Annotated in this window: 16 protein-coding genes; 9 read left to right on the forward strand and 7 right to left on the reverse strand. The window is 72.5% G+C overall.

Annotated elements, in window-relative coordinates; all coding sequences use genetic code 11:
- From KUM03_RS11030 to KUM03_RS11050, 5 genes are all read right to left on the reverse strand, one after another.
- Positions 1 to 615 carry an ADP-ribosyltransferase gene (locus KUM03_RS11030; protein ID WP_217246848.1) on the reverse strand — a complete coding sequence of 205 codons (615 nt, stop codon included), beginning with the start codon at positions 613 to 615 and terminating at the stop codon, positions 1 to 3.
- A gap of 121 nt (positions 616 to 736) precedes the next feature.
- Positions 737 to 1,240, reverse strand: coding sequence for an ATP-binding protein (locus KUM03_RS11035; protein WP_217246849.1), 504 nt, complete (start codon positions 1,238 to 1,240; stop codon positions 737 to 739).
- A 299-nt stretch (positions 1,241 to 1,539) separates the two neighbouring features.
- A complete protein-coding gene (locus tag KUM03_RS11040; protein ID WP_217246850.1) occupies positions 1,540 to 2,307 on the reverse strand; it encodes an enoyl-CoA hydratase/isomerase family protein in 768 nt (255 codons plus the stop codon).
- Between the two features lie 91 nt (positions 2,308 to 2,398).
- Positions 2,399 to 3,667, reverse strand: coding sequence for an Ig-like domain-containing protein (locus KUM03_RS11045; RefSeq protein ID WP_374225296.1), 1,269 nt, complete (start codon positions 3,665 to 3,667; stop codon positions 2,399 to 2,401).
- 153 nt (positions 3,668 to 3,820) lie between these two features.
- On the reverse strand, positions 3,821 to 5,062 hold the full coding sequence (locus tag KUM03_RS11050; protein WP_217246851.1) for an Ig-like domain-containing protein: 1,242 nt from the start codon (positions 5,060 to 5,062) through the stop codon (positions 3,821 to 3,823).
- Between the two features lie 99 nt (positions 5,063 to 5,161).
- On the opposite strand from KUM03_RS11050, the gene glgX reads away from it, so the two are divergent.
- Positions 5,162 to 7,417 (forward strand): glycogen debranching protein GlgX, encoded by a 2,256-nt coding sequence (gene glgX, locus KUM03_RS11055; RefSeq protein WP_217246852.1) that lies wholly within the window; start codon positions 5,162 to 5,164, stop codon positions 7,415 to 7,417.
- 32 nt (positions 7,418 to 7,449) lie between these two features.
- On the opposite strand, the gene KUM03_RS11060 is transcribed toward glgX, so the two are convergent.
- Positions 7,450 to 7,827: a helix-turn-helix transcriptional regulator gene (locus tag KUM03_RS11060; RefSeq protein WP_217246853.1), complete on the reverse strand. Its 378-nt coding sequence runs from the start codon at positions 7,825 to 7,827 to the stop codon at positions 7,450 to 7,452.
- Positions 7,828 to 7,939: 112 nt separating this feature from the next.
- Here KUM03_RS11060 and KUM03_RS11065 point away from each other — a divergent pair, with 112 nt between their 5' ends.
- From KUM03_RS11065 to KUM03_RS11095, 7 genes are all read left to right on the forward strand, one after another.
- On the forward strand, positions 7,940 to 9,202 hold the full coding sequence (locus KUM03_RS11065) for an MFS transporter (protein WP_217246854.1): 1,263 nt from the start codon (positions 7,940 to 7,942) through the stop codon (positions 9,200 to 9,202).
- A gap of 287 nt (positions 9,203 to 9,489) precedes the next feature.
- Positions 9,490 to 11,325 carry an ABC transporter ATP-binding protein gene (locus tag KUM03_RS11070; RefSeq protein ID WP_217246855.1) on the forward strand — a complete coding sequence of 612 codons (1,836 nt, stop codon included), beginning with the start codon at positions 9,490 to 9,492 and terminating at the stop codon, positions 11,323 to 11,325.
- A complete protein-coding gene (locus tag KUM03_RS11075; protein ID WP_217246856.1) occupies positions 11,322 to 13,193 on the forward strand; it encodes an ABC transporter ATP-binding protein in 1,872 nt (623 codons plus the stop codon). Before KUM03_RS11070 ends, KUM03_RS11075 begins: the two co-directional genes overlap by 4 nt.
- Positions 13,194 to 13,218: 25 nt before the next feature.
- Positions 13,219 to 15,006: an ABC transporter ATP-binding protein gene (locus KUM03_RS11080; RefSeq protein WP_217246857.1), complete on the forward strand. Its 1,788-nt coding sequence runs from the start codon at positions 13,219 to 13,221 to the stop codon at positions 15,004 to 15,006.
- On the forward strand, positions 15,003 to 16,781 hold the full coding sequence (locus tag KUM03_RS11085; protein ID WP_217246858.1) for an ABC transporter ATP-binding protein: 1,779 nt from the start codon (positions 15,003 to 15,005) through the stop codon (positions 16,779 to 16,781). The genes KUM03_RS11080 and KUM03_RS11085 overlap by 4 nt, the downstream gene beginning before the upstream one ends.
- 294 nt (positions 16,782 to 17,075) lie before the next feature.
- On the forward strand, positions 17,076 to 19,121 hold the full coding sequence (locus tag KUM03_RS11090) for a M4 family metallopeptidase (RefSeq protein ID WP_217246859.1): 2,046 nt from the start codon (positions 17,076 to 17,078) through the stop codon (positions 19,119 to 19,121).
- A 77-nt stretch (positions 19,122 to 19,198) separates the two neighbouring features.
- Complete coding sequence (locus KUM03_RS11095; RefSeq protein WP_217246860.1) at positions 19,199 to 19,708, forward strand: DUF1990 family protein; 510 nt, start codon at positions 19,199 to 19,201, stop codon at positions 19,706 to 19,708.
- 58 nt (positions 19,709 to 19,766) lie between these two features.
- Here KUM03_RS11095 and KUM03_RS11100 read toward each other — a convergent pair whose 3' ends face one another.
- Complete coding sequence (locus tag KUM03_RS11100; RefSeq protein WP_217246861.1) at positions 19,767 to 22,385, reverse strand: glycosyltransferase family 1 protein; 2,619 nt, start codon at positions 22,383 to 22,385, stop codon at positions 19,767 to 19,769.
- 311 nt (positions 22,386 to 22,696) lie between these two features.
- On the opposite strand from KUM03_RS11100, the gene KUM03_RS11105 reads away from it, so the two are divergent.
- Positions 22,697 to 23,377 (forward strand): maltotransferase domain-containing protein (locus tag KUM03_RS11105; protein ID WP_217246862.1); only part of this gene is annotated, 681 nt, incomplete at its 3' end.

Below are 23,377 nucleotides of genomic sequence, written 5' to 3' on the forward strand. Positions count from 1 at the left end.
TCAGTGCCAGGGCTTGTAGTGCGGGTTGCTCTCGCACTCGCTCATGATCTCGGTCTTGGTCTGCCGGTCGACCGGGCAGACGCCGACGATGTACTGCCGCTTGATGCCGCCGGGGAAGGCGACCTCGACCTGGTCGGCCCACTTGTGGGTGTCGCCGATGGTCTTGTTGACGTCGATGCCGCCGGGGGCGTCGATGTAGTAGTTGTAGCCGGACTTGTACCAGGTCTTGTAGAGGTCGTGGTCGTAGGTGGTCGAGACGTACGGCGAGGGCTGGTTGACCAGGACGTACTTCTCGACGTCGTACTGGCCGTCGGTGACGTCCTTGGCGTGGAAGCCCTCCTCGAAGACGACCTGCGGGCCGCGGCTGTCGCTGCGGTAGAGGGTGCCGCAGGTGGTGCGCCAGACCGGCTCGGGCGTGATGCGGTCGAGGTCCACGTCGGGGTCGGCGGCGGCCTTGAGCTTGTCGTCGAACTGGGGGCAGGCGGGGGCGGCTTTCGCGGCGGGCGCCGTCGGCGCGGCCGTCGTCCCGGGGGCCGTGGCGGCCGTGGTGGCGAGGACGGCGGAGAGGGACAGGACGGCGGCGGCGCCCCTGCGGCGCAGGCGAGTGGTGAACATGGGGCCTACGATCCCGGGTGCGGAGCGACAGGCTCCGGATCTTCACCCGTAGGTGGCGTGTCCGCCGAACCACCTTGCTCTCGGCGGAAGATGGGCACTCACCGGCATACTCACCGGCGCCTCACCGGTCGACCACCCGCAGCTCGAACCAGGTCGTCTTGCCGCGCGGCAGCAGGTCGACGCCCCAGCGGTCGGACAGCTTGTCGACGAGGAAGAGGCCGCGTCCGCTGATGTCCGTGTCCTGCACCGGCATCAGGCAGGGCAACCCCCTGGAGGGGTCGCGGACCTCGACGCGGATCCAGCCGGGGCGGCGGCGCATGTGGAGGCCGAAGACGCGGGCGCCGGTGTGCCGCACGGCGTTGCCCACCAGCTCGGAGACGAGCAGGACGGTGTCCTCCGTGACGCGGGGGCCGAGTTGCCACTGACGCAGGGCGATGACCTGGGCCAGTCGGCGGGCGGTGGCGGCGGACTCGGGGCGGGACGGTAACGGAACTTCGCGCTCCGTGGGGTTGCCGAACAACTCCAATGCCTTGAGCGCGTGTTCGTCCTCGACCGCCGGCGACCAGCGCGCCGCGGTCGCACGTCCGGCTCCCCGCGGCTGTTCCGTACCCTCCAGCCCCGCCATGCCCCCATCATGGCCGTCCTCGGGGGGCTCCGGGGCCGTTCCCGGGGAATACACCCCCGCCGAGGCCGGGTCCGACGACGGTCGTTCGGCATATGCCGCAGGCAGTTCGGGACCGCGAACAACCCCACTGACCTGCACGGACGGCTCGGCCCGAGACAAGCGACGGACTCCCTCGACAAGACGCGCTTAATGGTGCGTTAAGGCTCCCATAAACCGCCCCATCGAGGGACCCGGATGAGACACCGCGTCAATTGCAAGTGGACCGGCCGGACTTCCGGCGACGGATGCGTGAACGTCCGCTAGAGGAACTTCGCCTTCCCCGGTCCCTCTTCCACGAAGCTGCGCATCCCGCGCTCGCGGTCCTCGGTCGCGAACAGGCCCGCGAACCAGTTCCGCTCGACGGCGAGGCCGGTCTCGATGTCCGTCTCCAGTCCGGTGTCGACGGCCTCCTTCGCCGCGCGCAGCGCGATGGCGGGGCCCTTGGCCAGCCGGGCGGCCCAGGCGTGCGCCTGCTCGTAGACCTCGGCGGCCGGTACGACGCGGTCCACCAGGCCGAGTGCCAGCGCCTCGTCGGCCTTCACCTGGCGGCCGGTGAAGATGAGGTCCTTGGCCTTGGAGGGGCCGATCAGCCGGGACAGCCGCTGGGTGCCGCCCGCGCCTGGGATCAGGCCGAGCAGGATCTCGGGCTGGCCCAGCTTGGCGTTCTCGCCGGCGATGCGGAAGTCGGCGCAGAGCGCGAGCTCGCAGCCGCCGCCGAGGGCGTAGCCGGTCACCGCCGCGACCACCGGCTTGGGGATGCGGGCCACGGCCGTGAAGGAGTCCTGCAGGGCCCGGGAGCGCGCGATCATCGCCGCGTGGTCCATCACCTGCATCTCCTTGATGTCCGCGCCCGCCGCGAACACCTTCTCGCCGCCGTGGATCACCACGGCGCGCACGTCGTCGCGGCGGGTGACCTCCTCGGCGAGCTCCTTGAGCCGGTCCTGGGTGGCGACGTCCAGCGCGTTCATGGGCGGGCGGTTGAGGCGCAGCGTTCCGACACCGTCCGCGACTTCCAGTTCTACGGTCATGCCAGCAGGTTAACGGCCACTAACGACGTCGGCCCCGGTGCCGTACCTCACATCGAGGATCGCGGACACCGGGGCCGTACGCGGATGGAGGCTACGCCTTCCACTTCTCCCAGGACATGTTCCAGCCGTTGAGGCCGTTGTCCGGGGCGATGGTCGCGTCGTTGCTGTTCTTCACCACGACCACGTCGCCGATCATCGAGTTCTCGAAGAACCAGGAGCCCGGCGCCTTCTCGTCCCAGCCGCCGCGCACGTCGCGCAGGCCGATGCAGCCGTGACTGGAGTTGCGGTTGCCGAAGGCGTCGCCGCCCCAGTAGTTGCCGTGGATGAAGGTGCCGGAGGTGGACAGGCGCATGGCGTGCGGGACGTCCTTGATGTCGTACTCGCCGCCGTAGCCGACGGTCTCGCCGTTCATGCGGGTCACGGGGAGCCGCTCGGTGATGACCATCTGGCCGTTCCAGGTCTCGTAGCCGGGCGCGCCGGTGGTGACCGGGATGGTCTTGATCGTCTTGCCGTCCCGCACCACCTTCATGGTGAGCTTCTTGGCGTCGACCACGGAGACCTGGCTGCGGCCGACGGTGAAGGAGACGGTCTTGGCCTGCTCGCCGTAGACGCCGTCGCGGCCCTCGACGCCGTCGAGGTTGAGGTCGACGGTGACCTTGGTGCCGGCCTTCCAGTACTTCTCCGGGCGGAAGTCGAGGCGGTCGTTGCCGAACCAGTGGCCCTCGACCTCGACGGCCGGCTCGGTCTTGATGCGGATGGCCTTCTCGACGTCCTCGGGGTTGGTGATGCCCCGGGTGAAGCGGATCGAGAACGGCATGCCGACGCCGACCTTCGAGCCGTCCTCGGGGGTGAAGTGGCCGATGAAGGTGTTCTCGGGCGTCAGGGTGGTGAAGCGGGAGTCCTCGGCGGCCGTGCGGCCCTCGGAGTCCTTGGCGACCGCGTGCACGGTGTACGTGGTGGCGGCGGCCAGGTGGGTGGACGGCGTCCAGGTGGCGCCGTCCCCGGATATCTTGCCGTCGACCTTCGCGCCCTCGGCGTCCTTGACGACGACCTCGGTGAGCTTGCCCTTGGCGGCGCCTATCTTCAGGGCGCCGCTGGTGTCGACGGCCTTGGCCCCGTCCTTCGGCGCGATGCTGACGACGGCCTCGGACTGCTTGCTCTGTGCCGCCGTGGAGTCCTTGGCGTTCTTGCCGTCGCCACCCGCCCCGGCGCCGGAGCCGGAGCCGGAACCCGACCCGCCGCAGGCGGTGAGTGTCAGCAGCACGCCCAGTGCCAGCGCCGGCAGTGCCCTGCCGCGTCCCCTGCCGCCCCGCCCCCGGGCACCCGCCGGCGACGCCCCCGATATCGGACGCACGTTCAACTTGTCTCCCCTCGCCGGGCCCGATCCGGCCCGCGCCCCAGTGCGCCGACGCGCACGGGCGCATCGTAACCGCAGGCCAGCGGCTCAGGGGACAAGGGAAATGTCACCGTTCCGTACCGAGTTGGCGGCCACCCCGGCGGGGGCGCGCCGGGGTCACTTCACCGCGCTGCCCGCCTTCCACTTCTTCCAGTTCATGTTCCAGCCGCCGAGTCCGTTGTCGGGGGCGACCGTCTTGTCCTTGCTGTTGACCACCTCGACGACGTCGCCGATGAGGCTGCGGTCGAAGAACCAGCCCGCCGGGGTGTCGGACCCGCCGCCCTTGACGTCGCGCAGTCCGACGCAGCCGTGGCTGACATTGGCCCGGCCGAAGGTGTCGGCGGGCGCCCAGTAGTTGCCGTGCAGGAAGGTGCCGGAGCTGGTCAGGCGGATGGCGTGCGGGACGTCGGGGATGTCGTACTCGCCGCCGAAGCCGACCGTGCGGCTGTTCATGCGGGTGACGTCGAGCATCTCGGTGATGACCATCTTGCCGTTGTAGGTGGGGGTCTTCGGGGCGCCCGCGGTGATCGGCACGGTGGTGACGAGGGTGCCGTCCCGGCGGACCTCCATGGTCCGCTTCGCCGCGTCGACGAGGGAGACCTGGCTGCGGCCGACGGTGAAGGAGAACGTCTTGTGCTGGAGCCCGTAGATCCCCTTCGCGCCCTCGACGTCGCGCAGGTTCAGGGCGACGGTGACCTTCGTGCCGGGCTTCCAGTATTTCTCGGGGCGGAAGTCGAGGCGGTCCTTGCCGAACCAGTGGGGGCGGACCTCGACGGAGGGCTTCGCGGTCACCTCGACCGCGCGTTCGACGGCGGCGCGGTCGGTGATCTCGTCGCTGAACTGCAGCGAAACGATCATGCCGGTGCCGACGACGGAGCGGTTCTCGGGGGCGACGTAGGCGATGAAGCGCTCGTCGGGGACGTAGGTGGTGAAGGTGGTGTGCCGGGCGGAGCGGCGGCCGTGGCCGTCCAGGGCGACCGCGTCGACGGTGTACTTGGCGGCCAGGGCCAGCCGCTCGTCGTCGGGTTCCCAGCGCAGTCCGTCCTCGGAGATCCGGCCGGGGACCTCGGTCTGCTGCGCGTCCTGCGACTTGACGACCTTCACCGACTCCAGCCGGCCGTCGGGCACCCGCACCGACAGCTTCTTCTCATCCGGCCGGACGGCCTTGCTCCCGTCGTCCGGGGTGATGCGGATGACGTCCTCCGCGGCGGGTGGTTTGCCGAACATCTCGCCGATGTCCGAGCCGATGCCGCCGCCGTCGGAGGTGCATCCGGCGGCCCCGGCCAGCAGTCCTGCCCATGTCAGTACGGCGGCCCAAACGGTCGCCGCGCGCCGTGCGCGCCCATGTACGTGCCTCACATCCACCCGTAACGACCGGTCCGCCCTGGGGAAACGTGAGTGCGAGCCATGCGGTGGGCAGAACTGTGGGGAGGACCACGAGCCGCGGGAGGCTGACAGGTGTCCAGCGCAGCCGAGCAGGAGGCGGTGGCCGGGGAACAGGCCGCCGAGGACGGGCCCGCGCGCCCCGCCGTCGTGGTGAACGGCGCACGGCGTGCCGCGCCACCGCCCGCCGTGCCGGCCTGGCCGGGGACACCGGTGCCGCTGGGCGCCCGGTTCCGGACCGGCCCGGACGGGGTGGCGGGGACGAACTTCGCGCTGTGGGCGGGCGGGGCGGAGGCGGTGGAGCTGTGCCTGTTCGACGAACAGGGGGAGGAGGGCCGGGTGCGGCTGACCGAGCTGACCCACGAGATCTGGCACGGCTTCGTGCCCGGTGTACGGCCCGGACAGCGCTACGGCTACCGGGTGCACGGCCGCTGGGACCCGTGGACCGGCGCCCGCTGGAACCCGGCGAAGCTGCTGCTCGACCCGTACGCGCGTGCGGTGGACGGTGACTTCTCACTGCCCGCCGAGGTGTACGGGCACGTGCGCGACTGGCCGGATCAGCACGTGGCGGACACCGTCCGCGACGGCCGGGACTCGGCGCCGTACGTCCCGAAGGGCGTGGTCGTCCATGACGACGACGACTGGTCGGACGACCGCCGGCCCAAGACCCCGTGGGCGGACTCGGTCATCTACGAGCTGCACGTCAAGGGCTTCACCAAGCTCCACCCGGACATCCCGCCCGAGCTGCGCGGCACGTACGCGGGGCTCGCGCACCCGGCGGCGATCGGGCACCTGACGCGGCTGGGCGTGACGGCGGTGGAGCTGCTGCCGGTGCACCAGTTCGCGCACGAGAGCCACCTGCTGGAGCGCGGCCTGCGGAACTACTGGGGCTACAACTCCATCGGCTACTTCGCTCCGCACGCCGCGTACGCCGCCTCCGGCACCACCGGTGAGCAGGTCGGCGAGTTCAAGCGGATGGTGCGCGCGCTGCACGCGGCGGGCATCGAGGTCATCCTCGACGTGGTCTACAACCACACGGCGGAGGCGGGCGAGCTGGGCCCGACGCTCTCCCTCAAGGGCATCGACAACCACGGCTACTACCGCCTCCAGCCGGACGCCCGCCGTTACGCCGACTACACCGGCTGCGGCAACACCCTGCACGTGGTTCAGCCGCACGTGCTGCGCCTGATCACCGACTCGCTGCGGTACTGGGTGACGGAGATGGGCGTGGACGGCTTCCGCTTCGACCTGGCGGCGGCGCTGGCCCGCTCGATGCACGACGTCGACATGCTCTCCCCGTTCCTCGCCGTGATCGCCCAGGACCCGGTGCTGCGGCGGGTGAAGCTGATCGCCGAGCCGTGGGACGTGGGCTCGGGCGGCTACCAGGTGGGCGCGTTCCCGCCCCTGTGGACGGAGTGGAACGACCGCTACCGCAACACGGTCCGGGACTTCTGGCGGCACGCGCTGCCGGACGTGCGGGAGATGGGCTACCGCCTGTCGGGCTCCAGCGACCTGTACGCGTGGGGCGGGCGGCGCCCGTACGCCTCGGTCAACTTCGTCACCGCGCACGACGGCTTCACCCTGCGCGACCTGGTGTCGTACGAGCGCAAGCACAACGAGGCCAACGGCGAGGGCAACCGGGACGGCACGGACGACAACCGTTCCTGGAACTGCGGCGCGGAGGGCGGGACCGACGACGCGGAGGTGCGGGCGCTGCGGCGGCGCCAGCTGCGCAACCTGCTCACGACCCTGCTCCTGTCGACCGGGGTGCCGATGCTGGTCGCCGGCGACGAGTTCGGCCGCACGCAGGGCGGCAGCAACAACGCCTACTGCCAGGACAACGAGATCAGCTGGCTGGACTGGAGCCTGCTGGACGACCCGGAGTGGCGGCCCCTGTTCGAGCTGGCCTCCCGGCTGATCGCGCTGCGCCACGAGCACCCGGTGCTGCGCCGCCGGGCGTTCTTCTCCGGCCGGGCGCACTCCGCGGACGGCCTGCGCGACCTGGCCTGGTTCACCGCGCGGGGCACCGAGATGACGGAGCAGGACTGGTACGCGCCCGCCGCCACCCTCGGCATGTACCTCTCCGGGCGGGACATCCCGGGCCGCGACGAGCGGGGCGCGCCGTTCGCCGACGACAGCTTCCTGGCCGTTCTGCACGCCGGGGAGCGTCCCGCGTCCTTCGTCCTGCCGGCCGCGCCGTGGGCGGAGCGGTACGAGGTGGTCGTCGACACCGGCCGGGAGCAGCAGGGCGACGAGCCGGGCACCGGGTACCCGGCGGGGGCCGAGATCATGGTGCCGGGGCGCACGGTGCTGCTGCTGAAGGTGGGGTGAGGGGCCCCGGGCGTTGCGCCGTCCGTGCGGCCTCAGTCCTGCGGCCTCCAAGCCGCCACCAGTTCCAGCAGCCCCGGGAACCGGGCGTTCAGATCGTCGACGCGCACATGGCTGCGGCGCTCGAGCCCGTACTGACGCTGACGCGTGACGCCCGCCTCGCGCAGCGCCTTGAAGTGGTGCGTGAGCGAGGACTTGGGGCGGTCGAAGCCGAACCAGCCGCAGGTGTGGTCGAAGTTCTCCGATTCCAGGAGGAGCTTTCGGACGATCGTCAGTCGCAGCGGGTCGCTGAGCGCGCCGAGCACCGTCTCCAGACGTAGTTCGTCGACGGCCGGTTCCGGCAGCGGTTCGGGCAGGTCGGACGGCTCGGGGAGCGCCTTGAAGGGGGGCGCGGCGGCCGGGCTGGCGGGCATAGGCAACTCCTCATAACGCCATTCCTATATACGACTTCGATCGTACTGCATGCTAAGTTCGACTCGACTCGTACTGCTGACGTGGTGGCAGGCCAGATCGGGAGGAACCGTCATGTCCGAGACCCGGACCGCATCCGTATCCGCCGCCGAGGAGCGGCGCCGACCAGACACGGCGCAGGCCGTGGCGCGGCCCGTCGCGCCACTGCGGTGGGTGTGGCTCGCCGCCTGGCCGGTCACCGCCGTCTTCGTGCTCTCGAACGCGGCGACGCCGCTGTACGTGCTGTGGCAGCGCGACATCGGGTTCTCCAAGGGCACCCTGACCGTGGTGTTCGCCCTCTACATCGTCGGTCTCATCGGGTCGCTTCTCGTCTGCGGCGTGGTCTCCGACCGGCTCGGACGCAAGCCCGTCCTGCTGCCCGCCCTCGGGCTCGCGCTCGCGGCCTGCCTGATCTTCGCGACCGCCACCAGCGTGGCCTCGCTCATCGTGGCCCGGCTGTTCACCGGCATCGCGGTCGGCGCCGTCGTCTCGGCCGGGATGGCGGCGGTGACCGATGTCGCCGGGCCCGAGCGCAAGCGGATCGCCGCCCTGCTCGCCTCCTGCGCGATGGTCTTCGGCGCCGGGCTCGGCCCACTGCTCGCCGGAGTGCTCTCCGAGACGGCGCCCGCGCCGACCGTCACCGTCTTCGTCGTCGAGGCCGGGCTCCTGGCCACCGCGGTGCTCGCCGTGCTGCGCATGCCCCTGCGCCGTCCAGAAGTACGAGCCAAGGGCGCCTGGATCCGAGTGCCCGGCGTCCCCAACGGCAACGGCCGCCAGCTCGCCCTGGGCATCGCGGTCTTCGCGCCCGGCATCACCGCCACGTCCTTCGTGCTCTCGCTCGGCCCCTCGCTCCTGTCCGGACTGCTGGACACCACCAGCCGGATCGTCGCCGGCGCCATGGCGTTCGTGATGTTCCTCGCTGCGACCGGTGTGCAGTTCGCCGTGCAGCGGCTGAAGCGGCGCACCATCCTCACCGCCGACGCGGTCAGCACCACGCTGAGCATGATCACGCTCATCGTCGCCGTGCACACCTCCTCGGTGCCGGCCCTGATCGCCTCCGCGCTGCTGGCCGGCGCGGGTCAGGGCATGGGCCAGCTCGGCGGTCTGTCGCTGCTCAACTCGAGCGTCCCGCCGCAGCGCCTCGCCGAGGCCAACGCCGCGCTCAACGTGGGCGGTTACATCCCGGCGGGCATCCTGCCCGTCTCGGCCGGCTACCTCAGCGACGCGGTCGGCCTCACCGACGGCGCCACCGTCTTCGGCGCCGTGCTGCTGGGTCTCGCGGTCATCGGCGGCCTCGTGGTGCGGGCCACCCGGCGTCAGGTGACGAACCCCGCCTGAGGACCCGCGCCGACGGCACGGCGCGCGCTCGGGAGGCGGTGCACCACTGGACGGCGGTGTGCCCGCCCGCGCGCTGCTGCCCACGCCGCTCACCGCACCTTCGGCACGATCTTGAAACGTCGTCCGCCCACCGAGCCGGCGAGGCTGTGGCTGTGACCGGTCACCAGGGCGGCGCGCCCGAAGGCGCACCAGCCGATCGGCCCATGCCCCCGTACGACCCGGTACGACCCGAGTGCGCGCGGAAACTCGGTGGGCTCTGTCAGTGGTGAACCGTAGGCTCGCTGCTGATGCCCACGACACCCGCCCCCGCCCCGGACCACCCTGCCGAGAAGCGTTCCACCGTGCGCGCCCTGCTGCGGCTGTGGCCGTACGTGCGGCCGGTGCGGGCGCGGTTGGGGACCGCGGCGGTCATAGCGATCCTCGCCTCCTGTGTGGGCCTGGTGATCCCGCTCGTCCTGAAGTGGATGGTGGACGGGCCGGTGGCCGACCGCGACCCGGCCGGTGTGTGGCTCGGCGCGCTGTACCTGCTGCTCCTCGGGCTGGCGGAGGCGCTGCTGTTCGGGCTGCGGCGGTGGCTGGTGGCCCGGCCGCTGGCGGGGGTCGAGGCGGGGATGCGGGCGGATCTGTACCGGCACCTGCAACGGCTGCCGGTGGCCTTCCACGACCGGTGGGCCTCGGGGCAGTTGCTGTCGCGCGGGACGACGGACCTGATGCTGCTGCGCATGTTCCTCGCCTTCCCGCTGACGTTCCTGCTGGTCAACGGCGTGACGATCCTGGTCGGCGTCGGCATCATGCTGGTCCAGGACTGGACGCTGGGGCTGGTGATCCTCGGGCCCGCCATTCCCGTGATGATCACCTGCGGGATCTTCGAGAGGAAGTACTCCGAGGTGGCGCGGCGCGCGCAGGATCAGGTCGGGGACCTGACGACCGTGGTCGAGGAGAGCGTGCTCGGCGTCCGGATCATCAAGGGCTTCGGCCGGCACCGCAGCCAGGCCCGCGCCTTCCACGAGCTGTCGCACACGCTGCGCGGGACGGAGCTGCGCAAGGCGCGGCTGCTGGCGTCCATCTGGGCGGTCATCGTGACGCTGCCGGAGCTGGCGATCGGGGCGGCGCTGGTGGTGGGGGCGGTGCAGGTGGCGGACGGGTCGCTGTCGGCGGGGACGCTGGTGGCGTTCCTGTCGACGGCACTGGCGCTGCGGTGGCCGGTGGAGTCCATCGGCTTCCTGCTGGCGATGAGCCAGGAGGCGGCGGCGGCCACGGACCGGTACTTCGAGGTGATGGACGCGGAGGTCGAATCGCCGGGGAGTCCGCCGGCGTCGGCGCCGGAGGGCGGGGAGCGCGCCCCGGCGGTGCGGGCCGACGGGCTGAACTTCGAGGCGGTCACGTTCCGTTACCCCGACGCACCCCCCGACTCCCCGCCCCTCCTCGACCGCGTCGACCTCCACATCCGCCCCGGCGAGTCCTTGGCCCTGGTCGGCGCCACCGGCAGCGGCAAGACGACGCTCACCGCGCTCGTCCCCCGCCTCCACGAGGTCACCTCCGGACGGATCACGCTGGACGGCGAGGACATCACCGCCCTGCCGCGCGAGGAGCTGCGCGCCCTGGTCGCCGTCGCCTTCGAGGAGCCCACGCTCTTCTCGGCCAGCGTCGGCGAGAACGTACTGATGGGGGCCGGGGACGGCGCCGGAGACGAGGCGCTGGGCCGAGCCCTCGCCGTCGCACAGGCCGACTTCGCGCACGCGCTGCCCCAGGGCACCGGCACCCAGGTCGGCGAGCAGGGCCTCAGCCTGTCCGGCGGCCAGCGCCAGCGCCTCGCGCTCGCCCGGGCGGTCGTCGGCAGACCGAGGTTCCTCGTCCTGGACGACCCGCTGTCCGCGCTGGACGTGCACACGGAGGCCGCGGTGGAGGCCGCCCTGCGGCAGGTCCTCGCGGACACCACCGCCCTGATCGTGGCCCACCGCCCCTCCACCGTCCTGCTCGCCGACCGCGTCGCCCTGCTCTCGGGCGGCCGGATCGCCGCCGTCGGCACGCACCACGAACTGCTGCGCACCAACGCCGAGTACGCCCACCTGATGTCCGGGCTCGACGGGCACGAGGAGCCCGGAAAGGGGGACGGCCGATGACCGCGCCCACGGCCACCGCGCCGGACAGGGAACGGCCCGAGGACGAGCCGCCCGCCGAGAACCCGGCCCCCACGGCCGACGACGTCTTCGACCGGGACGTCCTGCCCAGCCCACCGGGCGCGACCGGCACCCTGCTGCGTTCCCTGCTGGCGCCGATGAGGGCCCGCGTCGCCCTCACCACCTTCCTCCTCCTGCTCCAGCAGGCGGCCGTGCAGGCGGGCCCGCTGCTGGTGGCGTACGCCATCGACCACGCCGTACCGGCGCTGCGGGACGACGACCACGGTCCGCTGATCGCGGTCGGCGCCGGTTACCTGCTCTGCTCGCTGGCCGCCGGCGGACTGCAGTACGCCTTCGTCGCGGCCGCCGCCCGGGTCAGCCAGGACGTGCTGCTGGACCTCAGGAGCCGGATCTTCCGGCACGCGCAGGCGCTGAGCGTCGACTTCCACGAGCGCTACACCTCGGGCCGGCTGATCTCCCGCTCCACCACGGATGTCGAGTCGCTGCGCGAACTGCTCGACGAGGGCCTTCAGGAACTGGTGACGGTCATCCTGTCCTTCGTCTACATCGCGGCGCTGCTGCTCTGGCTGGACCTGGGCCTCGGCGGCGTCGCGGTGGCGTCGTTCGTGCCGCTGTACGCGCTGGTGCGGCTGTACCAGCGGCGCGCGGGGCGGGTGTACCGGCAGCGGTCCACGGCGATCGCGACGGTGATCGTGAAGTTCGTGGAGACGATGAACGGCATCCGCCCGGTGCGCGCCTTCCGCCGCGAGGCGGCCAACGACGCCGACTTCGCCGTCCTCAACCGGCGCCACGAGCGGTCCAACGGCGACGCGCTGCTGGAGATGGCCCGTTACGTCGTCGGCTCGCGGCTGGTCGCCAACACGGCCGTGGCCGGGATCGTGCTGTGGGGCGCCTACCGGGTCGCGGACGGCACGCTGGCGCTCGGCGTGCTGGCGGCGGCGGTGCTGTACCTGCGCCGGCTGTACGACCCGATCGACCGGCTCGGCATGTTCCTGAACTCCTACCAGTCGGCGGCGGCCTCCCTGGAGAAGATCGCCGGACTGCTGGCCCAGACGCCGTCCGTGCCGGAGCCGAACGCGCCGAAGGAGCTGCCGCCCCTGGAGTCGGAGCTCCCCGGACGCGAGGTCGTCTTCGACGCCGTCCGCTTCGCCTACCGCACCGGCGGCGAGGTGCTCCCCCGCTTCAGCCTCACCGTCCCGGCCGGGCAGACGGTCGCCGTCGTCGGCTCGACCGGCGCGGGCAAGTCGACGCTGGCCAAGCTGCTTGCCCGGTTCTACGACCCTTCCGACGGGCGCGTCCTGCTGGACGGCGCCGACCTGCGCGACCTGCCCGTGCCGGAACTGCGGCGCGGGGTGGTGATGGTGACGCAGGAAGCCTTCCTGTTCTCCGGGACCGTCGCCGACAACATCGCCATCGGCCGTCCGGAGGCGACGCGGGAGGAGATCGAGCGGGCCGCGAAGGCGATCGGCGCCCACGACTTCATCGCCGCGCTGCCCGACGGCTACGACACCGACGTACGCAAGCGGGGCGGCCGGATCTCCGCCGGTCAGCGGCAACTGGTCGCTTTCGCAAGGGCGTTGCTGGCGGACCCGGCGGTGCTGATCCTGGACGAGGCGACCAGCTCGCTGGACATCCCCGGTGAGCGGGCCGTGCAGCGGGCCATGACGACGGTGCTGAAGGGCCGTACGGCGGTGGTGATCGCGCACCGGCTGTCCACCGTGGAGATCGCCGACCGGGTGCTGGTGATGGAGCACGGCCGGATCGTGGAGGACGGCACGCCGGACGAGCTGATCGCCGGTACGGGCCGGTTCGCGGACCTGCACCGGGCGTGGCGGGACAGTCTCGCGTGAGGGCGCGCCTTCGGGGAGAAGAACGGTGATCGACGCGTACGAGGATCCGGGCACACCGGACCGCAGGGGCGGCTGGCGGTACCTGGCGTGGCTGGTGCGACGGCAGTGGCCGCGCTGTCTGGCGGGGGCGGTGCTGGCCAGCGTGTGGATGGTGCTGCTGGCGGCGACGCCGTATCTGATGGCGCGGGCGATCGACCACGGTCTGACGCCCGGCGACCTGGGCGCGCTGGCGGGCTGGACGGGTGCGCTGGTCGCCGCCGGGGCGTTCAACGCCTGGCTGGGCACCATGCGGCACCGCACGATGACGCGGGTGCGGATGGACGCCAACTTCCGCACGGTCAAGGTGGTCGTCGGGCACGCCGCGCGGCTCGGTGCGGCGCTGCGCCGGCAGGTGGGGGCGGGAGAGGTCGTCACCATCGGAGTGGGGGACGTGCAGACCATCAGCACCTCTCTGACGGCCGTGGGTCCCGGTGTCGGAGCGGTCGTCGCCTACGCGGCCGTCGGCGGACTGCTGCTGTCGGTGTCGACGCGGCTGGCCCTGGTGGTGCTGATCGGGGTGCCGCTGCTCGGCGTGGTGCTCGGGCCGCTCATGGGCCGGTTGCAGGGCAGGGAGACCGAGTACCGGGAGCGGCAGTCCGTGCTGACCGCGCGGATCGGCGACCTCGCGGGCGGACTGCGGGTGCTGAACGGCCTGGGCGGCAAGGGCCTGGTCGCGGACGCGTTCCGCCGGGACTCGGGGCGGCTGCGCGAGCAGGGCTACCGGGTCGGCGCGGTGACCAGCTGGATCCAGGCCCTCGGGGTGGGCCTGCCGATGCTGTTCCTGGCGCTGGTGACCTGGCTGGGCGCCCGGCTGGCCGTGCAGGGGCACATCAGCGTCGGCGAGCTGGTGTCGGTGTACGGGTACGTGGTGGCGCTGGGGTGGCCGGTGGCCTTCCTGATCGAGATGGGCCACCAGCTCAGCCGGGGCGTGGTGGCCGCCCGCCGGGTGGTGGCGTTCCTGCGCCTGGAGCCCGAGCCGGACACCGGCACGCGTGACGCCCCCGCCGAACCGTCGGTGCTGTACGACCCGGATTCGGGAGTACGGGTCCTCCCCGGCCACCTGACCGCCCTGGCCACCGCCCGCCCGCCGGACGCCGCCGAGCTGATCGACCGCCTGGGTCGCTACGCGCCGTCGGAGGTGACCTGGGGAGACATCCCGCTGTCCGAGGTACCGCTCGCCCAGGTCCGGTCCCGCATCCTGGTCGCGGAGGCGGAAGCCGACCTCTTCGCGGGCACCCTGCACGAAGTAATAGGCGCTCAGGAGACGCTGCCAAGGGGCGCGGGGAACTGCGCGACCAGCCACAACGCACCCGCAGACGCCAAACAACCACTCGGGGCAGACGATTCGGCGCACCTCACGTCGGCCATCCACACAGCCGCCGCCGAAGACATACTCCAGTCCCTCCCCGACGGCCTGAAAACCCAGGTCGCGGCCCAAGCCCGCGACCTGTCCGGCGGTCAACGCCAACGCGTCCGCCTCGCCCGAGCCCTGCTCGCCGACCCCGAGATCCTGCTCGCCGTGGAACCGACCTCCGCCCTGGACGCCCACACGGAGGCCACCGTCGCGCACCGCCTGCGGGACGCCCGCGCGGGCCGTACGACCGTGGTGGCCTGCACCTCCCCCCTCCTGCTCGACCGGGCGGACGTGGTGCACCACCTGGTCGACGGCAAGGTCGTCGCCACCGGCACGCACCGCGAACTCCTCGCCACCGAGCCGGGATACCGCGCACTGGTCTCCAGGGAAGACAGCGAAGACGACGAGGTGCTCCCATGACGTCCGAAGGTCAACTCCCCGTCGCCGGGCGCACCGACGTCCGCCGCTCGGCGGTCGGCCTGATCCGCGCCGACCGTCGGTCCTTCGCCGTCGTCCTCGGCCTCAACGCACTGGCCGCGCTCGCCGGGCTCGCGGGCCCGTGGCTGCTGGGCCGGATCGTCGACGAGGTGTGCGCCGGGGGCGGCGTCGGTGCCGTGGACCGGATGGCGCTCGCCATCCTGCTGTGCTCCCTCGCCCAGCTGCTGCTGGCCCGCTGGGCGCGGTACGTGGGCCACCGTTTCGGTGAGCGGACCCTCGCGCGGGTGCGGGAGCGGTTCGTGGACCGCGCGCTCGCCCTGCCGGCCTCGGTCGTGGAGCGGGCCGGCACCGGCGACCTGACGACGCGCGGCACCGCCGACGTGACCACGGTCGGCACTACGCTGCGCGACGCCGGGCCCGAGCTGCTGATCAACTCCGTGCAGGCGCTGTTCCTGGCCGCCGCCGTGTTCGTGCTCGACCCGCTGCTCGGTCTGGTCGGCGTGCTGGGGCTGACGCCGGTCTGGTTCGCGCTGCGCTGGTACCTGCGCCGGGCGCGGGCCGGCTATCTCGCCGAGGGCGCGGCGAACTCGGAGGTCGCCGAGAGCCTGACGGCCACGGTGGCCGGAGCCCGCACCGTCGAGGCGCTGCGGCTGACCGAGCGCCGGGTCGCGTCGAACCGCCGCGCGCTGGAGGAGTCTCGGCGCACCCGCTTCCACACGCTGTTCCTGCGCAGCGTCTTCTTCCCGGCGGTGGAGATCTCGTACGTCGTCCCCGTGGCGGGCGTGCTGCTGATCGGTGGTGTCCTGCACACGCACGGGTCGGTGAGCCTCGGCGCGGTGGTGTCGTGCGCCGTGTACCTCCAGCAGCTCGCCGGGCCGCTCGACGAGGTGCTGATGCGGGTCGAGCAGCTCCAGGCGGGCGGGGCGTCCTTCGCCCGGGTGGAGGGGCTGGCGCGGGCTCCGCGGGCGGTGACGGACGACTCGCCGGTCCCGGCGGACGACCGGATCGACGTGACCGGTGTGCGGTACGCCTACGACCGGGGCGGCGAGGTGCTGCGCGGGGTGGACCTGACCGTGCGGCCGGGTGAACGGCTGGCGGTGGTGGGGCCGTCCGGGGCGGGCAAGACCACGCTGAGCCGGCTGCTGGCGGGCGTGGACGCGCCGACCGAGGGCTCGGTGACGGTGGGCGGGGTGCCGGTGGGCGCCCTGGGGCCGGAGCGGCTGCGCCGTCAGGTCGTGCTGGTCACCCAGGAGCACCACGTCTTCCTCGGCACGGTCCGGGACAATCTCCTCATCGCCGAACCGGCGGCCACCGACCCTCAGTTGTGGTCGGCGCTGGCGGCGGTCGGCGCCGACACGTGGGTGCGGGAACTGCCCGACGGCCTCGGCGCCGAGCTGGGCACCGGCGGTCACCGCACGGACGGCTCGCAGGCCCAGCAGCTCGCCCTGGCCCGGGTGGTGCTGGCCGACCCGCACACACTGATCCTGGACGAGGCCACCGCCCTGCTGGACCCGACCACGGCCCGGCACACCGAGCGCGCCCTGGCCGCCGTACTGGAGGGCCGCACGGTCATCGCCATCGCGCACCGCCTGCACACCGCGCACGACGCCGACCGGGTGGCGGTGATGGAGGACGGCCGGCTCACCGAACTGGGCACGCACGACGAGCTGGTGGCGGCGCGGGGCGCGTACGCGGCGCTGTGGAACTCCTGGCACGGGGAGCCGTCCCAGCCGTCCCCGGAGCCCGTTACTGACTGAGCGGGCAGTCAATACCGCACGCGGGCAACCCTTCCGTATATCGAACATGAACGCCCGGACAACGAACGATTTCCGGCCAACTTTCTGACGCGCCCCTGACAGAAGCACCGCTCGCCTGCCACTCTTCCCACGGCCGTTCCACAGCGCCCCCACAGCTTTCCCGACGGCGCTGCGCGGCGGCCAGCTCCTAGCACGTGGTTTCTGCGTACCGAACCAGCACCGCCCGGCCGGCCCACCCGCCGACCGGTCTCCCCACCGGCCGCGCGATCCGCGGCCACGCAGAAGGAGTCAGTGTTGAGCAGCAGTTCTCCCCACAGACGCACCTCCCACACCGCGTCCCCGCGCGCCACCCGCCGTCGCACCGCCGCCGCCGTCGCGCTGGCCGGTGTCGCCGCGCTGATCGCCACCGCGGTCCAGTCCGGAGCCGCCACCGCGGCGCCCGCCCAGGCGCCCGCCCCGGGTGCCGAATCGGTCAAGCTCAGCCCCGCCCAGCGCGCCGAGCTGATACGCGACGCCAACGCCACCAAGGCCGCGACCGCCGACGACCTCGGCCTGGGCGCCAAGGAGAAGCTGGTCGTCCGCGACGTCGTCAAGGACCGCGACGGCACCGTGCACACCCGCTACGAGCGCACCTACGACGGACTCCCCGTCCTCGGCGGCGACCTCGTCGTCACCAGCGACGCCGGGAAGACCGAGCGGGTCGTGAAGGCCACCCCGAAGGCCATCAAGCCGGCCACCGTGACGCCGAAGATATCCTCCGCGAAGGCTGAGACGCAGGCCGTGTCCGCCGCGAAGGCCGCCGGAGCGAAGGCACCGGACGCCGACCGCGCGCCGCGCAAGGTGATCTGGGCGGCGAACGGCACCCCGGTCCTGGCGTACGAGACGGTCGTGGGCGGCCTCCAGGAGGACGGCACCCCGAACGAGCTGCACGTCGTCACCGACGCGGCCACCGGCGCCAAGCTCTACGAGTACCAGGCGATCCACAACGGCACCGGCAACACCCTGTACAGCGGCACGGTGACGCTGGGCACCGCGCAGTCCGGGTCGTCGTACACGCTGACCGACACGAACCGCGGCAACCACAAGACGTACGACCTCAACGGCCGTACCTCCGGCACCGGCACGCTCTTCTCCGGCCCCGACGACGTGTGGGGCAACGGCAGCGCGTCCAACGCCGAGACCGCCGCCGCCGACGCCCACTACGGGGCCGCGCTGACCTGGGACTACTACAAGAACGTCCAGGGCCGCTCCGGCATCCGCGGCGACGGGGTGGGCGCCTACTCCCGCGTCCACTACGGCAACAACTACGTCAACGCCTTCTGGTCGGACTCCTGCTTCTGCATGACGTACGGCGACGGCTCCGGCAACGCCAACCCGCTGACGTCCATCGACGTCGCCGCGCACGAGATGACGCACGGCGTCACCTCCAACACCGCGGGCCTGATCTACAGCGGCGAGTCCGGCGGGCTCAACGAGGCGACCAGCGACATCTTCGGCGCGGCCGTCGAGTTCCACGCGAACAACTCCTCCGACGTCGGTGACTACCTCATCGGCGAGGAGATCGACATCAACGGCGACGGCACCCCGCTGCGCTACATGGACGAGCCCAGCAAGGACGGCGCGTCCAAGGACTACTGGTACTCGGGGATCGGCAACGTCGACGTCCACTACTCGTCCGGCCCGGCCAACCACTTCTTCTACCTGCTGAGCGAGGGCAGCGGCACCAAGACCATCAACGGTGTCACCTACGACTCGCCCACCTCGGACGGCCTTCCGGTCACCGGCATCGGCCGCGACAAGGCCGCCAAGATCTGGTTCCGCGCGCTGACCACGAAGTTCACGTCGACCACCAACTACGCGGGCGCCCGCACCGGCACCCTCGCGGCGGCCGGTGAGCTGTACGGCACCGACAGCGCCGAGTACACGGCGGTGCAGCACGCGTGGGCGGGCATCAACGTCGGCGAGCGCCCCGGTGACGGCGGTGGCGGCGACGGCACGACCTTCGAGAGCGGCGCCAACGTGAACATCCCGGACTACGGGTCGGCGGTGACCTCCTCGGTCACGGTCTCGGGGCGGGCGGGCAACGCGCCGAGCAACCTGAAGGTGGGCGTGGACATCGTGCACAGCTGGCGCGGTGACCTGCGGATCGACCTGGTGGCGCCCGACGGGACGACGTACCTGCTGAAGCGCAGCGGCTACGACCCGGCGGAGGACGTGCACGAGACCTACACGGTCGACGCCTCCTCCGAGGCGGCCAACGGCACCTGGAAGCTGCGCGTCCAGGACCAGGGCCGGCAGGACACCGGGTACATCGACTCCTGGCGGCTGACCTTCCCGTAGGCCCCTCGCGGCCCCACGGTGTGACGGGCGGCACCCGGAACCAGCGGTTCCCGGGTGCCGCCCTACCCTTGGTGCCCATGTCCTTCACGTACGACGACGTCGGCGCCACCCGCGAGCAGGACGCCTGCCCGCCCGGCTTCCGCCCCATGCACGTACGCACCCGCCTCGGGGAGGGCGAACCGGTGTTCCGGCGCGCGGCCGAGGCCGTGCTCACCTGGGAGATGCACCGGGAGATGGGCGTCGGCATCGACGCGAGCGCGGAACGCGCCGCGCCCGGCGTCGACGTCACCGTCACCCTCGCCGGGATGATCAAGGCGCCCTGCCGGGTGGTGTGGACGCTGGAGGAGCACCGCCGGGCCGGCTGGGCCTACGGCACGCTGCCCGGCCACCCGGAGTCCGGCGAGGAGGCCTTCGTGGTCGACCGGACGGGAGACGGCACGGTCTGGCTGACCGTGCGCGCCTTCAGCCGCCCCGCCAAGTGGTACGCCAAGGCCGGCGGTCCCGCCGCCCGCGCCTTCCAGCACGCGTACGCCCGCCGCTGCGGCACCGTCCTGCGGCGGCTGAGCGGGGGCGACGAGGAGGAGTGACCCCGACGGGAGCGCCTTCCCCGGCAGGAGGGGTCCTCCGTCGCCGCCCCGGGCGCGCTCACCGCATCAGCAGCCCCGCCGCCTGGGCCAGGTCGTCCGACGGCATCGCGACCAGCCCCGCCTCCGCGCCGGACGCCAGCAGCCGGTGCGCGGGCAGGATGCGGACCGTGTAGCCGAAGGGGCCGGTGCGGTCCAGGGCGAGCGGGCCCTCGTACAGCCAGCGGCCCTCCAGATCGGGGCCGCCCACCGGCTTCAGCGGCACGGTGGCCGCGTCGGTGATCCGGTCCTCGGTGTCGACCCGGCCGGAGACCGCCTGCACCTCCACGTCGTCCGGCGCGAGTTCCCCGAGGTTCACCCGCACCCGCAGTCCGAGCGTCGTGCCGAGTTCGGCGCTGGCGGTGGCGGCGGACGTCTCCACGTGGTCGACGCTCACGCCGGGCCAGGCGGTGCGCACCCGGGCCTTCCACTCGGCCAGCGTCCGCGCGGCGTCCGGGTCCATCGCGCGGTGCGCCTCGGCCGCCGGGGTGTAGAGCCGCTCCACGTACTCGCGGACCATGCGGCCGGCCAGCACCTTCGGCCCCAGCAGGCTCAGCGTCCGGCGGACCATCTCGATCCACCGGTCGGGCAGCCCGCTCGCGCCCCGCTCGTAGAAGCGCGGCGTGATCCGCTGCTCCAGCAGGTCGTAGAGGGCGTCGGCCTCTATGGCGTCGCGCCGGTCGGGGTCGGTCCCGGAGCCGTCGGCGGTGGGGATCGCCCAGCCGAAGTCCGGCTGGTACCACTCGTCCCACCAGCCGTCCAGCACCGAAAGGTTCAGGCAGCCGTTGAGCGCCGCCTTCATGCCGGAGGTGCCGCACGCCTCCAGGGGGCGCAGGGGGTTGTTCAGCCAGATGTCGCAGCCCGGGTAGAGCTTCTGCGCCATCGCCATGCCGTAGTCCGGCAGGAACACGATCCGGTGCCGCACCCGCGGGTCGTCCGCGAACCGCACCAGCTCCTGCACCAGCCGCTTGCCGCCGTCGTCCGCCGGGTGCGCCTTGCCCGCGACGACGATCTGGATCGGCCGCTCGGAGTGCAGCAGCAGGTCCATCAGCCGGTCGCGGTCGCGCAGCATCAGCGTCAGGCGCTTGTACGACGGGACGCGGCGCGCGAAGCCGATGGTGAGCACGTCGGGGTCGAGGACGTCGTCGATCCAGCCCAGCTCGGCGGTCCCGGCGCCGCGCTGCCGCCAGGAGACGCGCAGCCGTTCCCGTACCTCCTCGACGAGCTGTTCGCGCAGGGTGCGGCGCAGCTCCCAGATGTCCTGGTCGGGGATGTCGGCGACCGAGTCCCAGCGGTCCGAGCCGCCGACGGTCAGCGCGTCCTCGGCCCGCTGCACACCGATCTGCCGGGCGCCGAGCCGGAACACCTCGGGGGCGACCCAGGTCGGGGCGTGCACGCCGTTGGTCACGGAGGTGATCGGCACCTCGTCGGCGTCGAAGCCGGGCCACAGTCCGGAGAACATCTCCCGGCTGACCCCGCCGTGCAGCAGGGAGACGCCGTTGGCGCGCTGGGCCAGGCGCAGGCCCATCACGGCCATGTTGAACAGGTTGGGCTCGCCGCCGGGGTAGGTCTCCATGCCGAGCCTCAGGACGCGGTCGACGTCGATGCGCGGGAGTTCGGCGTCGGGGCCGAAGTGGCGGGCGACCAGCTCGCGGTCGAAGCGGTCGATGCCGGCCGGGACCGGGGTGTGGGTGGTGAAGACGGTCCCGGCCCGGACCGCCTCCAGTGCGGAAGTGAACTCCAGCCCCTCGTCGCAGAGTTCGGCGATGCGTTCCAGCCCGAGGAAGCCCGCGTGGCCCTCGTTGGTGTGGAACACCTCCGGCGCCGCGTGGCCGGTGAGCCGGCAGTACGTGCGCACCGCCCGGACACCTCCTATACCGAGCAGCATCTCCTGGAGCAGCCGGTGCTCGCTGCCGCCGCCGTAGAGCCGGTCGGTGACGCCGCGTTCGCCGAGGTCGTTCTCCTCGACGTCCGAGTCCAGCAGGAGCAGCGGCACCCGGCCGACCTGGGCCAGCCAGATCCGGGCGCGCAGCTCCCGGCCGCCGGGCAGGGCCAGGGCGATGTGGGCGGGGGTGCCGTCGGGCTCCTCCAGGAGGGCCAGGGGCAGCTCGTGGGGGTCGAGGACGGGGTAGTGCTCCTGCTGCCAGCCGTCCCGGGAGAGGGACTGGCGGAAGTAGCCGTGCCGGTAGAGCAGCCCGACGCCGACGAGCGGCACGCCCAGGTCGCTGGCCGCCTTGAGGTGGTCGCCGGCCAGGATGCCGAGCCCGCCGGAGTACTGGGGCAGGGCGGCGGTGATGCCGAACTCGGGCGAGAAGTAGGCGACGGCGGCGGGCAGTCGGCCGGACTGGGCCTGGTACCAGCGGTCGCCGGTCATGTAGTGGTCGAGGTCGTCGGCCACCGCGGTGAGCCGGCGCAGGAAGCGCCGGTCCCCGGCCAGCTCCGCGAGTCGGGCGGGCGGCACGGTGCCGAGCAGCCGTACGGGGTCGCGGCCGGACGCGGCCCAGCACTCTGGGTCGACGGACTGGAAGAGGTCGCGGGTCTCCGGATGCCAGGACCAGCGCAGATTGCGGGCCAGATCACTGAGCGGCCGGAGGGAGTCGGGGAGTACGGGACGGACGGTCAGTCGACGGATCGCCTTCACCCCCACGACGTTACCGGCGTGATGTGTCCCCCGCTGGGGGCTTCGCCCGAAGATCTCCGATTCGGCCTGAACGGCGTCGTGTCCGGTCGCCGGACGGGCTAATAACCACCGGCGTGTCGATCTCCCGTCGGGGAAGTCGTTCGGTCAGGACCGTCGCGTGTGTCGACATACGCGTGAGTAGTCATCAAAGTGCCGGATTGCCCACCCGAAGAGTGTGGGAAGGCTCCTGCGGTACGCCCCACACGCACCGCCGCAGGACCCACCTCCCCAGAGTCATCCGCCCACCCACGTTGACGCGGACAGGAGCGGTCATGCCCGCCACGCACCACTCGTCAGCACCCCCCGGAACGACCCCCGGCGCACGCCCCGAAGCGCCGGGCGGAGCCTCACGCGACACCCCACCCGCAGCGCCGTCCGCGGACGGCACCACCGTCGTCGGACGCATCCCCGTCCTGGACGTCCGCCCGATGGTCCGTCAGGGACGCAGGCCCGCGAAGGCCGTGACCGGCGAGTCGTTCCAGGTCTCGGCCACCGTGTTCCGCGAGGGGCACGACGCGGTCGCCGCCAACGTCGTACTGCGGGACCCCGAGGGCCGGCCGGGCCCCTGGACCCCGATGCGCGAACTGGCCCCGGGCACCGACCGCTGGGGGGCCACCGTCACCGCCGGCCACCTCGGACTCTGGACGTACGCCGTGGAGGCGTGGGGCGACCCGGTCACCACCTGGCGGCACCACGCGCGGATCAAGATCCCGGCGGGGATGGACACCGGCCTGGTCCTGGAGGAGGGCGCCCGGCTGTACGAGCGGGCCGCCGCGGAGGTGCCCGGCGGCGCGGACCGGCGCGCACTACTGGCCGCCGTCGACGCGCTGAGGGACGAGAACCGCCCCGCCGCGTCCCGGTTGGCGGCGGCGTTGACGCCGGAGGTGGACGCGGTGCTGGCCCGGCACCCGCTGCGGGAACTGGTCACCACCTCCGACCCGCTGCCCCTGCTC

Origin of the sequence: Streptomyces sp. AC602_WCS936, from assembly GCF_019049125.1 — a bacterium.
Classification (GTDB): Bacteria; Actinomycetota; Actinomycetes; order Streptomycetales; family Streptomycetaceae; genus Streptomyces.